This window comes from Tenacibaculum jejuense (genome assembly GCF_900198195.1).
Taxonomy (GTDB): domain Bacteria; phylum Bacteroidota; class Bacteroidia; order Flavobacteriales; family Flavobacteriaceae; genus Polaribacter; species Polaribacter jejuensis.
Genome location: NZ_LT899436.1, coordinates 1,968,091 through 1,981,735, shown reverse-complemented (window position 1 = coordinate 1,981,735; position 13,645 = coordinate 1,968,091). Strand labels below are relative to the sequence as shown.

The 13,645-nt window shown below is 30.6% G+C and carries 12 protein-coding genes; 8 read left to right on the top strand and 4 right to left on the bottom strand.

Annotation, left to right across the window (positions count from 1 at the left end):
- Positions 1-29 precede the first annotated feature (29 nt).
- The 3 genes from AQ1685_RS08800 to dnaA are packed head-to-tail and all read right to left on the bottom strand — an operon-like array spanning position 30 to position 2,619.
- Positions 30-734, bottom strand: a complete 705-nt coding sequence (locus AQ1685_RS08800; protein ID WP_095071356.1) for an SAM-dependent methyltransferase — start codon at positions 732-734, stop codon at positions 30-32.
- A 2-nt stretch (positions 735-736) separates the two neighbouring features.
- A complete protein-coding gene (locus AQ1685_RS08795; protein ID WP_231970289.1) occupies positions 737-1,183 on the bottom strand; it encodes a low molecular weight protein-tyrosine-phosphatase in 447 nt (148 codons plus the stop codon).
- An 11-nt stretch (positions 1,184-1,194) separates the two neighbouring features.
- Positions 1,195-2,619, bottom strand: a complete 1,425-nt coding sequence (dnaA, locus tag AQ1685_RS08790; protein ID WP_095071352.1) for a chromosomal replication initiator protein DnaA — start codon at positions 2,617-2,619, stop codon at positions 1,195-1,197.
- A gap of 180 nt (positions 2,620-2,799) precedes the next feature.
- Between dnaA and AQ1685_RS08785 the strand changes: the two genes are divergently transcribed.
- The 7 genes from AQ1685_RS08785 to AQ1685_RS08755 all read left to right on the top strand — a co-directional run bounded on the left by AQ1685_RS08785 (position 2,800) and on the right by AQ1685_RS08755 (position 10,713).
- Positions 2,800-3,198 carry an acyl-CoA thioesterase gene (locus AQ1685_RS08785; protein ID WP_095071351.1) on the top strand — a complete coding sequence of 133 codons (399 nt, stop codon included), beginning with the start codon at positions 2,800-2,802 and terminating at the stop codon, positions 3,196-3,198.
- Between the two features lie 19 nt (positions 3,199-3,217).
- Positions 3,218-3,790 (top strand): cob(I)yrinic acid a,c-diamide adenosyltransferase, encoded by a 573-nt coding sequence (locus tag AQ1685_RS08780; RefSeq protein ID WP_095075038.1) that lies wholly within the window; start codon positions 3,218-3,220, stop codon positions 3,788-3,790.
- A gap of 98 nt (positions 3,791-3,888) precedes the next feature.
- The gene (locus tag AQ1685_RS08775; protein WP_075343250.1) at positions 3,889-4,110 is read left to right on the top strand and encodes a DUF2795 domain-containing protein; all 222 of its coding nucleotides are present in this window, start codon (positions 3,889-3,891) and stop codon (positions 4,108-4,110) included.
- 114 nt (positions 4,111-4,224) lie between these two features.
- Positions 4,225-7,575 carry a preprotein translocase subunit SecA gene (gene secA / locus AQ1685_RS08770; RefSeq protein WP_095071350.1) on the top strand — a complete coding sequence of 1,117 codons (3,351 nt, stop codon included), beginning with the start codon at positions 4,225-4,227 and terminating at the stop codon, positions 7,573-7,575.
- 211 nt (positions 7,576-7,786) lie between these two features.
- Positions 7,787-8,665, top strand: coding sequence for a UDP-2,3-diacylglucosamine diphosphatase (locus AQ1685_RS08765; RefSeq protein ID WP_095071348.1), 879 nt, complete (start codon positions 7,787-7,789; stop codon positions 8,663-8,665).
- 2 nt (positions 8,666-8,667) lie between these two features.
- Positions 8,668-9,687, top strand: coding sequence for a glycosyltransferase family protein (locus AQ1685_RS08760; RefSeq protein ID WP_095071347.1), 1,020 nt, complete (start codon positions 8,668-8,670; stop codon positions 9,685-9,687).
- A 114-nt stretch (positions 9,688-9,801) separates the two neighbouring features.
- Positions 9,802-10,713: a hypothetical protein gene (locus tag AQ1685_RS08755; protein WP_157730162.1), complete on the top strand. Its 912-nt coding sequence runs from the start codon at positions 9,802-9,804 to the stop codon at positions 10,711-10,713.
- A 6-nt stretch (positions 10,714-10,719) separates the two neighbouring features.
- On the opposite strand, the gene ung is transcribed toward AQ1685_RS08755, so the two are convergent.
- The gene (gene ung / locus AQ1685_RS08750) at positions 10,720-11,385 is read right to left on the bottom strand and encodes a uracil-DNA glycosylase (RefSeq protein WP_095071344.1); all 666 of its coding nucleotides are present in this window, start codon (positions 11,383-11,385) and stop codon (positions 10,720-10,722) included.
- A gap of 34 nt (positions 11,386-11,419) precedes the next feature.
- Here ung and AQ1685_RS08745 point away from each other — a divergent pair, with 34 nt between their 5' ends.
- On the top strand, positions 11,420-13,630 hold the full coding sequence (locus AQ1685_RS08745; RefSeq protein WP_095071342.1) for an endonuclease MutS2: 2,211 nt from the start codon (positions 11,420-11,422) through the stop codon (positions 13,628-13,630).
- Positions 13,631-13,645: the final 15 nt, after the last annotated feature.

The window sequence follows — 13,645 nt, the reverse complement described above, 5'->3', positions numbered from 1 at the left end:
CAATTACTTTATAACTTTTTTTAATTTACTTACGCTTGAATAATAAAGATCGCTGGTCTTTTATGTAAATCAACGTTTTCAGTTTTCCATTTTTGAATGGGAAAAGTTTTAATGTATTCTGTAGGTAAAGAAATATCACAAGCTACACACAATTGAGTATTTGATTGTAGTGTAGCTTTTAAATCATCAAGCATTTTATTATTTCTATAAGGAGTTTCAATAAATAACTGTGATTGTTCCTTATCTCTTGATAATTTTTCTAACTCCTTTATTTTTCTTTTTCTATCAGATTTATCAATAGGTAAATATCCATTAAATGCGAAATTCTGCCCATTTAAACCAGAAGACATCATTGCCATTAAGATAGAAGATGGTCCAACTAAAGGAATTACTTGTATTCCTTTTTCATGTGCTTGTTTAATTACTGTGGCACCCGGATCAGCAACTCCAGGAACTCCTGCTTCAGAAAGAATTCCCACAGAAATACCTTCATCACAAACATCTAAATAATTTCTGGTTTCTAGTTCGTGTGAATATTTATCAATCATCATAAAGTTTAAAGATGATTGTGGTTTGTTTGGCGTTATTTTTTTAATATACCTTCTCGCTGTTTTTTCATTTTCAACAATGAAATAATCTAAACGTTCAATAACTTTTTTTACAGAAATAGGCATGACCTCTAAAGGTTCTGTATCTCCAAGTGTAGTAGGAATTAAATATAACTTACCAATCATAATTATTGAATTTTAGATGCAATTATTTCACATGCTTCATCAAGCATATTATATACATTAACAAATCCTTGATCTCCTCCATAGTAAGGATCTGGAACATTCAAATTATCTCCAGGAGAAGATTCATTTAATATCATTTTCACTTTATCAACATCTTCTTCATTTCTTGAAAGCTGAATAATATTATGATAATTACTAGAATCCATAGCATAAATCATATCAAAATTATCAAAATCATTTACTGTAAATTTTCTTGATCTTTGATCCGTAATATCTAAACCATTTAATCTTGCTATTTCAATAGATCTTCTATCTGGTAACTCTCCACTATGATGACCAGAGGTTCCAGCCGAATCAACAAAATGCTCGGCATCTAATTTGGATTTTAAAATCCCCTCTGCTAATGGTGAACGGCAAATATTACCTAAACAAACCATTAGTATATTCATTATAAATTAAATTAGAATGTTAATTTCTTCGTTAAGTCTTCTACGTACTTTCTAAATTGCTTGTCAGTTTCTGTTAAATTATCAACAGTTTTACATGCATGAAGTACAGTAGCATGGTCTCGTTGTCCTATTTGACTTCCAATACTTGCTAAAGAAGATTTTGTCATACGTTTTGCGAAATACATGGCTAATTGTCTTGCTTGTACAACATGTCTCTTTCTAGTTTTAGACTGTAAAGTTGCTACATCCATATCAAAGTATTTTGAAACTACTTTTTGAATGTAATCTATAGACACTTCTTTTTTGGTATTCTTAACAAACTTATCAACAATTTGTCTTGCTAAGTCTAAAGTAAACTCTCTTCTATTAAATGAAGCTTGAGCTATCATAGAAATAATTACTCCTTCTAATTCTCTTACGTTAGTTTTTACATTTTTAGCAATGTATTCAACTATGTCTTCAGGCATCTCTACACCATCTCTGAATAATTTCTTCTGTAAGATAGAAATACGAGTTTCATAATCAGGATTCTGAAGTTCTGCTGAAAGTCCCCACTTAAAACGAGACAATAAACGTTGTTCAATATCTTGCATATCAACAGGTGCTTTATCAGAAGTAAGAATTACCTGTTTTCCATTTTGATGTAAATGATTAAAAATATGGAAGAAAACATCCTGAGTACCAGCTTTTCCTGATAAAAACTGAACATCATCTATAATTAACACATCTATCATTTGATAGAAGTGAATAAAATCATTTCTTGTATTAGATTTTACAGAATCTATAAATTGTTGGGTAAATTTCTCCGAAGAAATATATAGAACAGTTTTATCTGGATATTTATCTTTAATATCAACACCTATAGCATGAGCTAAGTGTGTTTTTCCTAAACCTACTCCACCATAAATTAACAAAGGATTAAAAGAAGTTCCACCTGGTTTATTAGCAACAGCCATACCAGCAGATCTTGCTAATCTGTTTGAATCACCTTCAACAAAATTATCAAAATTGTAATTTGGATTTAATTGAGATTCGATCTTAACTTTTTGTAATCCTGGGATAACAAAAGGGTTTTTCAACTCTCTTTTTGTTTCTAAAGGTACAGTTACTTTTTGTGGTTTGAGTGGATTTCTGTTTGCGCTTGGAATTTTAACAATCTTAGGATTGTTACTACTGTAAGTATTTTCCATACGAACATCATAAATTAATTTGGCATGTTCACCAAGTTCTCGAACTAAAGCGACACGTAATAATTTAATGTAATGTTCTTCTAACCATTCATAAAAGAATTTACTAGGTACCTGAATTGTTAATGCCTCTCCAGATAATTTCACAGGTTTTATCGGCTCAAACCAAGTTTTATAAGCTTGGGGCTTAATATTGTCCTCTATGAAAGACAGGCAATTTAACCATACTAATTCAGCAGTTTTATTCATCTAAGCTCTTCACAAATTTTCTATTTTTCACCCTAAAAAAGTAGTGAAAAATAACGTTAAAAATCCTTCCGTTTCGGACGAACAAAAGTGTGAATAAATTTCAGTAAAAAAAAATCAAAATGGTATTGATTATTATTTTTTTTTTATGTAAGATTTGATTTAATCAATCACATTACAATTTTGCCTGAACATTATTCAAACATTAGAGTCCGATATGCCGAAACAGATCAAATGGGGGTTGTTTATCACGGTAATTATGCGCAATATTTTGAAATTGGTAGAACAGAGTGGCTTCGTTCCTTAGGGGTGAATTACAAAGATATGGAAAAAAATGGAGTAATGCTTCCGGTTATTTCCTTAAATTGTAATTTCAAAAAATCAGCTTTGTATGATGACCAACTTACCATAAAAACCATTTTAAAAAAGAAGCCTGCTGTTAAAATCGAATTCGACTATGAGATAACGAACCAACATCAAGAATTATTATGTTCTGGAAGCACAACTTTAGCTTTTATTGATATTAAGACCAATAGACCTACACGTTGCCCAGAATATATCTTAAATAAAATTGAATTTTAATCAGAAAACAAACAACCGAATGAAAATATACACTAAAACTGGAGACAAAGGTACTACTGCCCTATTTGGAGGTACTAGAGTTCCGAAAGATCATTTACGAATTGAAAGCTATGGAACTGTTGATGAACTCAATTCTTACATAGGTTTGATTAGAGACCAAAATATTGATGATTTATCTAAAAAAACTTTGATAGATATTCAAGATAAACTTTTCACAGTTGGAGCAATGCTAGCTACTCCTCCAGAAAAAGAAACATTAAAAAACGGAAAAGAGCGTTTAAATATCCCAAAGGTTAATGATGAAGCAATTCAGTTTTTAGAAACAGAAATGGATCGAATGAATGATTTACTTCCTCAAATGACACATTTCATTTTACCAGGCGGACATCAAACAGTGTCATTCTGTCATATTGCACGCTGCGTATGTAGAAGAGCTGAGCGTTTATCGGTAACTTTAAGTCATGAAGATGAGGTTAATTCTAACGTTTTAATGTACTTAAACCGACTATCTGACTACCTTTTTGTATTGGCACGGAAGTTGTCGAAAGACTTACAAGCTGATGAGGTTAAATGGATACCAACAAAGCTTTAGAAAAAGTTCTTTATTTATTGAATTCAGATTTTTAAGAAAAAACTTGACTTTTTCAGTTTAAATTTTATTTTTGCAGAAAACTAAAAACAGATTTAGAAATGTATTGGACACTTGAATTAGCATCTTATTTAGCAGATGCACCATGGCCTGCCACTAAAGACGAATTAATTGATTATGCAATTCGTACTGGTGCTCCTCTAGAAGTGGTAGAAAACTTACAAGATATTGAAGATGAAGGAGAAGTCTACGACTCTATTATAGAGATATGGCCAGATTACCCAACCGAAGAAGATTATCTTTGGAATGAAGATGAATATTAACGAAAACAATAAAACTTAAAAGTCTCATACGAGGCTTTTTTTTTGCTTATTTTTAAGCAATTCATAATCAACGACATAAATAAGAAGTAATTCTTCTTTTTAAAACCACATAGAATGAGCATTTTAAACTCAATTATAAAAATATTTGTTGGAGACAAACAACAGAAAGATTTAAAGAAACTACAGCCTATTATAGATAATATAAAGGCTTTTAATGATGATTTAGCTAAATTAAGTCACGATGAATTAAGAGCTAAAACTGTAGAATTTAAATCTAAAATAACTGCTGCAACTCAATCTTTTGAAGATCAAATATCTCAATTAGAAGAAGAAGTTAAATCTGCAGATATAGACAGACAAGAAGACATATATACTCAAATTGATAAACTTAAAGATGAAGCTTACGAAGCTTCTGAACAAGTTTTAAAAGATATTATGTCTGAAGCTTTTGCTGTTGTTAAAGAAACGGCTAGACGTTTTGCTACAAATGAAAATATTGAGGTTAATGCTACTCCTTTCGATAGAGAGCTTTCTGCTACAAGAGAACATATTGAATTAGATGGAGATAAAGCGCTTTGGGCAAATACTTGGGATGCTTCTGGTAAAGAAGTAACTTGGGATATGATTCATTATGATGTACAGCTAATTGGTGGTTCTGTATTACATAATGGAAAAATTGCTGAAATGATGACCGGTGAAGGAAAAACTTTAGTTTCTACGTTACCAGTATACCTAAACGCACTTACAGGAAAAGGAGTTCACGTAGTAACTGTTAATGATTATTTAGCAAAACGTGACCGCGCTTGGATGGCTCCTATCTTCGAATTCCATGGTTTATCTACAGATTGTATTGATTTCCATCAACCAAATTCAGAAGAAAGAAGAAAAGCTTACAACGCTGATATCACCTACGGAACAAACAATGAGTTTGGTTTCGACTATTTACGTGATAACATGGCTTCATCTAAAGAAGATTTAGTACAACGTGCACCTAACTATGCTATTATTGATGAGGTAGATTCTGTTTTAATCGATGATGCTAGAACTCCGTTAATCATTTCTGGTCCAATTCCTCAAGGAGATATTCACGAATTCAATGAATTAAAACCTTTAGTTGCTGATTTAGTTTCTTTACAAAGTAAATATTTAGTAGGTGTTTTATCTGAAGCAAAAAAATTACTTAAAGAAGGTGATACTAAAGAAGGTGGATTTTTACTTTTGAGAGTTTACAGAGGTTTACCTAAAAATAAAGCTTTAATCAAATTTTTATCTCAAGAAGGAATTAGACAAATTCTTCAAAAAACTGAAAACTTCTACATGCAGGATAATAATAAGTTAATGCCTGAAGTAGATGCTGAATTATGGTTTACTATTGAAGAAAAAAATAACCAGATTAACTTAACTGATAAAGGAGTTGGTCATCTTTCAGAAAGAACACAAAATGATACATTTTTCGTTTTACCAGACATCAGTATCAAAATAGCTGAAATTGATGGTAACGAAGGTACTCCAGAACAAAAAGCTGAATTAAAAGAAGAATTATATAGAGATTTTAGTGTGAAGAGTGAACGCATTCACACCATGAATCAACTTTTAAAAGCTTATACTTTATTTGAAAAAGACGTTGAATATGTTGTAGTAGATAATAAAGTAATGATTGTAGATGAGCAAACAGGTCGTATTATGGACGGTCGTCGTTACTCAGATGGTTTACACCAAGCAATTGAAGCTAAAGAAAGTGTAAAAATTGAAGATGCTACACAAACGTTTGCTACAGTTACTTTACAGAACTACTTCAGAATGTACCGTAAATTATCTGGAATGACAGGTACTGCTGTTACAGAAGCAGGTGAATTCTGGGAAATTTATAAACTAGACGTTGTAGAAATTCCAACAAATAAACCAATTGCACGTGACGATAAAGAAGATTTATTATATAAAACTACTCGTGAAAAATATAATGCTGTAATTGAAGAAATTGTAAAATTAGTTGGTGAAAACAGACCGGTGTTAGTGGGTACAACTTCTGTAGAAATTTCTGAATTGTTAGGTAGAATGCTTAAAATGCGTAAAATACCTCACAACATCTTAAATGCAAAATTACACAAAAAAGAAGCTGATATTGTAGCTGAGGCTGGTAAACCTGGACAAGTAACGATAGCAACAAATATGGCTGGTCGTGGTACCGATATTAAACTTTCTGATGAAGTTAAAGCTGCTGGTGGTTTAGCTATTATTGGTACAGAACGTCATGATTCACGTCGTGTAGATCGTCAGTTACGTGGTCGTGCTGGTCGTCAAGGAGACGTTGGTTCTTCGCAATTCTTTGTTGCTTTGGATGATAACTTAATGCGTTTATTTGGTTCTGACCGTATCGCTAAGGTTATGGATAGATTAGGATTAAAAGAAGGTGAAGTTATTCAAGATAGAATGGTAACTAGATCTATCGAAAGAGCGCAGAAGAAAGTAGAAGAAAATAACTTTGGTATTCGTAAACGTTTATTAGAATATGATGATGTAATGAATGCTCAACGTGAATTCGTTTACAAACGTCGTCGTCATGCTTTAGATGGAAAGCGTTTACAGATCGATATCGCAAACATGATTTATGATACTTGTGATGCTGTTGTTCGTCAGAATAAATTAACGAAAGACTTTCAAAATTTCGAATTTGAACTGATTCGTTTCTCGTCTATGACTTCTCCTTTTACTGAAGATGAATTCAATGCTAAACCAGAACAAGAATTAATTGATCAATTATACAAATTAGTTACTGAAAACTATAAAGCAGATGCAGATAGAAATGCTTCTCAAGTGTATCCAGTAATCAAAGGAGTTTTTGAAAATGAAGGAGATCGTTACGAAAGAATCGTAGTTCCTTTTACTGATGGAACTAAAACGTTACGTGTAGTTACCAACTTAAAAGAAGCATACGAATCTAAAGGTAAATCATTAGTAAACGATTTTGAAAAGAATATCACTTTAGCAATAATTGACGAAAACTGGAAAGATCATTTACGTAAAATGGATGAATTAAAGCAAACTGTGCAAAATGCAACATATGAGCAAAAAGATCCGTTATTAGTATACAAGTTCGAAGCTTTCGAATTATTCCAAAAAACAATCGATAAAGTAAACAAGGAAGTATTATCATTCTTATTTAAAGGGAAACTTCCGCAAGAAGATGAATCTCAAATTTCTGAAGCGCAAGAGCAAAAAAGAGAGCAATTAGACTTACGTAAAGACGAAGTTCAAAACTCTACTCAACAAGCTATCAGTAATGCTCGTCAACAACAAACTCAAGAACAACAAGCTGTAGAAACAGTAGTTCGTGAGCAACCAAAAATAGGTAGAAACGAAAGAGTTACTATTAAAAACGTAATGTCGGGTGAAGAAAAAGAAGTTAAGTATAAACAAGCAATTCCTTTATTAGAACAAGGAACATGGGTTTTATACAATAAATAAAAAACATACTTTTTTTAAAAGAAAGCACTGAAGGAAACTTCGGTGCTTTTTTATTTACACAAAATTTACAATGTTTACTTTAATTTGAATTTTCACTAACAATCAATTAATTAAAGGTTTACGATTACACTGCACTTAAACTATAATTTAGTACAAATTATTTTAACCTCTTTCTCTTAAGCCATTAAGAAGAAAAACTATCTAACTTAAAATGAAAAAAAGCAAACGTCGTAAACTAGACATCGCTGTGATATCAGATGTACATTTAGGAACTTTTGGATGTAGAGCTACGGAACTGAATAATTACTTAAAAACAATAAATCCAAAAATATTAATCTTAAATGGAGATATTGTAGATATATGGCAGTTTAAAAAGAGGTATTTTCCTAAAGCTCATATGAAAGTTATTCGTCAACTGATGAGTTTTATTACTTCTGGTACAAAAGTTTATTATATCACAGGAAACCATGATGAGATGCTTCGTAAGTTTAAAGGATTTCAATTAGGTAGTTTCGAAATTGTAAATAAAGTTGTTTTAGATATTGATGGGAAAAAGGGATGGTTTTTTCATGGAGATGTTTTTGATGTTACGATGCAACATTCTAAATGGCTTGCTAAGCTTGGAAGCGTTGGTTACGATTCCTTAATCATGTTAAATACTGCTGTAAACTGGATTAGTGAAACATTAGGCTACAATAGATTGTCTTTCAGCAAGAAAATAAAAAACGGTGTAAAAAGCGCTGTAAAATTCATCAATAACTTTGAAACTACAGCTGCTGAAATTGCTATTGATAATCAATATGATTACGTAGTGTGCGGACATATTCATCAACCAGAAATGCGTAGCATAGAAAATGATAAAGGAAAAACAATGTATTTAAATTCTGGTGATTGGATTGAAAATCTAACAGCATTAGAATACAATAATAAACAATGGAAATTATACGAATACGAAAAAGATAATTTGGCTAAAAAATTACCAAATAATATCGAAGTATCTGATGTAGAATTAATACAAGCTGAACAAAGTAATAGTCAGCTTTTTGAAGGATTATTAGAAGAGTTTAACATTCAAAAATTTTCAAAATAATTATGAAGATTTTATACGCAATTCAAGGTACAGGAAATGGTCATGCTAGTAGAGCTTTAGAAATAGTTCCTCATTTACAAAAAAGAGCAGAAGTAGATATATTAGTTAGTGGATACCAGTGTGAATTACAATTTCCTTTTGAAGTTAAATACAAAATGTATGGTTTGAGTTTCATTTTTGGAAAAAAGGGAGGAATTGATTTACTGGAAACTTTTAAAAAATCAAAATTTCGTAATTTATGGAGAGAAGTAAAATCTTTACCAGTTCAAGATTATGATTTAGTTATAAACGATTTTGAACCTGTTTCTGCTTGGGCTTGTAAATTGAGAAATACCCCAATAATTTCTTTAAGTCATCAAAATGCTGTTGCAGATGAAAATGCTCCTAAATACGGTAGCAATTTTAAACTAGAACGTTTTATCTTAAAATATTATGCTCCAGCTAAAAACAGATTTGGTTTTCATTTTAAAACCTACTCTTCAGCAACCTTCTTACCTATTATCAGAAAAGAAATTCGTTTAAGAAGCATTACCAATAAAGGACATTACACTGTATATCTTCCTGCTTATGGAGATAAGAAATTAATTAAACTACTTTCTAAATTTAAAACTACAAAATGGGAAATATTCTCAAAACACACCAATCAATTTCAATTACACAATAATATTATCATAAGACCAATTGATGGAAAAGAGTTTATAAAAAGTATTGCTTCTTCTAGTGGTGTTTTATGCGGTGCTGGTTTTGAAACCCCAGCAGAAGCCTTGTATTTAAGGAAAAAGTTAATGGTTATTCCTATGAAAAATCAATACGAGCAACAATGCAATGCGCTTGCATTAAAAGAAATGGGAATCTCTGTGCTTAAGAAACTAAGTAAAAAACAACTTCCAAAAATTGAAAAATGGTTAAAATCAAAATCAATAGTGGAAGTTAAATATCCAGATGTTACAGAAGATATTTTAGATGCTATTACACTTCCTTATTATAATCAAACAATTTTACCTCATATAGCAATAGAATAATTTTTTTATAACTTAAATACCATTTCTCATACCTAAAAAAGGCACTCCCATAGTTTTTAATAATAACCTTTGTGATTAAAACGATAAGTTTGATATAATCAAAGCGTTATTAAAATGAAATTTATAATTAAGAGTATTAGTATTGTACTATTTCTATTTTACACTGTCGGACAGTCTCAAAATAATTATAATGTGAAAAATACTGGATACTTAAACTTCAGTATTTCTAAAAGTACTTTACCTCATAAAAGTAAACAACAAATTTCATTGTATGGTTGTAATACAAGTATTAAAATTGACAGTGGAAAAATAGTTAGTCCTAGATATAGTGATGGAACTATCGCTGTTAAAAGGCTTAATGGTTTTAGTTGGGATACAAATAACCAAGAAGTTTCAGGAATCCCTTTTGGACATCAAAAAAATAATACAGAGAATAAAAAATTTAAAGATTTTTATGTGTCGAAGTATTATATAGCTTCTCCACCTGTTGTTAAAAAATCAAAGAATAACGCAAATGACGATGTATATGATATTGGTTTAATTACTCCTGATACTTTTACTTTTGATGGCGTTAAACCAAATCAACTAGTTTATCTTAATTATTCTATTCTTAAAGAGACTTACATTGATTATATTCCTGTTCACTATGATGAATCCTTCGATAAACTTAAGGTCTATTTAATTCCTTTTAAAGTAGAATCTGTAGATTTTCCTTGGAAGAATACAAAGATTATTAAAAACGCCAAAGGTGCTTCGGGTATTGGAGCTTTAAACAAAAGAGACAGTATCAATAAACTATTTTTACCTTATAATTACATTAAAAAAGAGAAGAAGCATTTACAATTCAAAGTAACAATTTTGAATGATATTCTCTTAGATCATAAAATCTTTTTTGTTGTTGATGGTAAAAAAAGAGAAACTATCGACCTAACTCAATATTATAAAGAAAATGGGACAAAGAAGATTCATCTTAAAGTAGTAAGACGAAAAAAACCTCCTTGTGGATGTTTAATTCCTAAAAAATAAAGAAAACTACCAATTGATTGTTGTTAAATCTTTTTGCTTTAAAAAATCATTAGTTTGTGAAAAATGTTTGTTTCCAAACCAATAACCACGATTTGCACTCAATGGCGAAGGATGACCAGAAGTTAATACATGATGCTTTTTTTTATCAATCTTAGCTCCTTTTTTCTTCGCGTATCCACCCCAAAGTAAAAAAACGACATCAGATTTTTCTTCTGAAATTTTGCTAATAATAGCATCTGTAAACTGTTCCCATCCTTTTTTCTGATGACTTCCAGCTTCATGTGCTCTAACTGTTAATGTTGCATTTAATAATAAAACTCCTTGCTTAGCCCATCGTGATAAATCACCAGATTTTGGATACGAAATACCTAAATCGGTTTCTATTTCCTTAAAAATATTAATTAATGAAGGAGGATGTGTAATTCCATCATGAACAGAAAAACATAATCCGTTCGCCTGCCCTACTCCATGATATGGATCTTGACCAATAATTACAACTTTTACATCCTCAAATGCACAATAATCAAATGCAGCAAAAATATCTGAACCTTTAGGATAACATGTATGATTTTGATATTCACTTTTTACAAAGTTTACTAATTCATGAAAATATGGTTTTTCAAACTCCTCTAGTAAAATATGTTTCCAGCTTTCAGCAATATTTACTTGCATTCTTATTATTTTTGTTTATCCAAAAATAGGAAATTTGAAACATAATATTTCAGAAAAAACATTGCAAGATTTAGAATTCAACACTGTTTTACAACAAGTGTCTGAATTTAGTATTACATCATTAGGAAAAGAACACGTATTAAAAATAACTCCAATTCAGTCTCAAGAAGAGTTACTTTTTGAATTACAATTGGTTAATGAATATTTAAGCTCTTTTGAAAATGAAAATCGAATTCCAAATCATGGATTTGATAATATTTCAGAATTCATTAAACGCTTAGCTATAGAAAATAGTTATTTAGAAACAGAAGCTTATTTAAAAATTGCTACTGTAGCTAAAACTGTAAACGAACAAAAAAAGTTTTTAAAGAAATTCAAAGAATATTATCCTAATTTATTTCAACTGAGTGAAGATATTGAGTTTACAACTTATGTATCTGATGCTATTCATAAAATTATTTTACCTCATGGTGAAATTATGAATAATGCTTCTTCTACGCTAAAACAGTTAAGAAAAGATATAAATTATGTTAGAGGTAAGATTTCTGAAAGTTTCTCTAAAGCTTTAAGCAGCAGTATAAACAATGGGTATTTAGATGATATTAAAGAAACTATTATTGACAATCAACGTGTTTTAGCTGTTATTGCTATGCACAGAAGAAAGGTTAAAGGTAGTTTACTAGGCTCTTCTAAATCTGGAAATATTGTTTACATAGCTCCACAAGCAACATTATCTTACAGTAGAGAATTACAAAATCTCCTGTACGAAGAAAAACAAGAAATCGTGAAAATTCTTCGTGCTTTAGCTGAAGAAATAAGACCTTTTACACCTTTATTAGAGGCATATTTAACTTTTTTAATTCACTTAGATGTAATTGCCTCTAAAGCTAAATATGCTAGAGAAATTAACGGATTATTACCTAAAATTTCTACTGATAAAAGAATCTTTTTAAGAGACGCTTATCACCCAGTTTTATGGAGAAAAAACAAAGAACAAGGAGTAGAAACCATTTCTCAAACTATCGAGCTGAATACAAAACAGCAAATTATTGTTATTTCTGGTCCGAATGCTGGTGGTAAAAGTATTACATTAAAAACCATAGGTTTATTACAGGCCATGCTACAAAGTGGAATGTTAATTCCTGTTCATGAGCGAAGTGAGACTTGTATTTTTGGTACTATTTTAACTGATATTGGAGATAATCAATCTATAGAAAATCAATTAAGTACTTACAGTTATCGTTTAAAAAATATGCGCTATTTCCTACGAAAATGTAATGACGATACGTTATTCTTAATAGATGAATTTGGAACTGGATCTGACCCTGAATTAGGTGGTGCACTAGCAGAAATTTTCTTAGAGGAATTTTACGAGAAAAAATCCTTTGGAATTATTACTACGCATTATGCTAACTTGAAAGTATTGGCTAACGAACTTGAAAATGTTACGAATGCTAATATGCAATTTAATGAGCGTACTTTAGAACCAATGTATAAACTCTTTGTGGGTCAGGCTGGAAGTTCTTTTACGTTTGAGGTAGCTCAGAAAAACGGAATTCCTTACAGTTTAATTAACCGAGCTAAAAAGCGTGTAGAAAGTGAAAAAGTTCGTTTAGATAAAACCATTTCAAAACTTCAGAAAGAACGAAATAGACTTCAAAAAACGTCTGATAACTTAGAAAAACAAAAATCTAAAGGACAGCAACATATTGAAAGTTTACAGGAAAAAGAGCAACGTATTCAAGAGAAATTAGAAGGTTTTCAAGAGTTGTATGATAACAATCAGCGTATGTTGTCTTTAGGAAGAAAACTGAATGAATTGTTGAATAAATACTTTCAAACCAATAATAAGAAAGAATTATCTGCTAACTTTTTTAAATGGGTAGCTTCAGAGAAAACAAAACACACAAAAAAGAATCCACCCAAAAAACAAACTAAACAACAAAAAGCTAAGGATAAAGCCTCTGAAACAAAACAAAAAGAAGCGATAAAAAAAGTAGAACAAGAAGTACTTAAACAAGTCATTGAAGTTCGAAAAGAAAAGAAAGTTGAAGCTCAAAAAGAAGCAAAAGCTAGATCAGAATACGTATATAAGACTGGAGATAGAGTACGTTTAATTGACGGAAACTCTGTTGGAACTATTGATAAAATTGAAAAGAAAAATGCATTTATCAATTACGGACTTTTCACCACCAAGACATCTTTAGAAAAAATAGAATTAGTAGAAAAAGCGAAGAAAAAATAATTTCTTCGCTTTTTT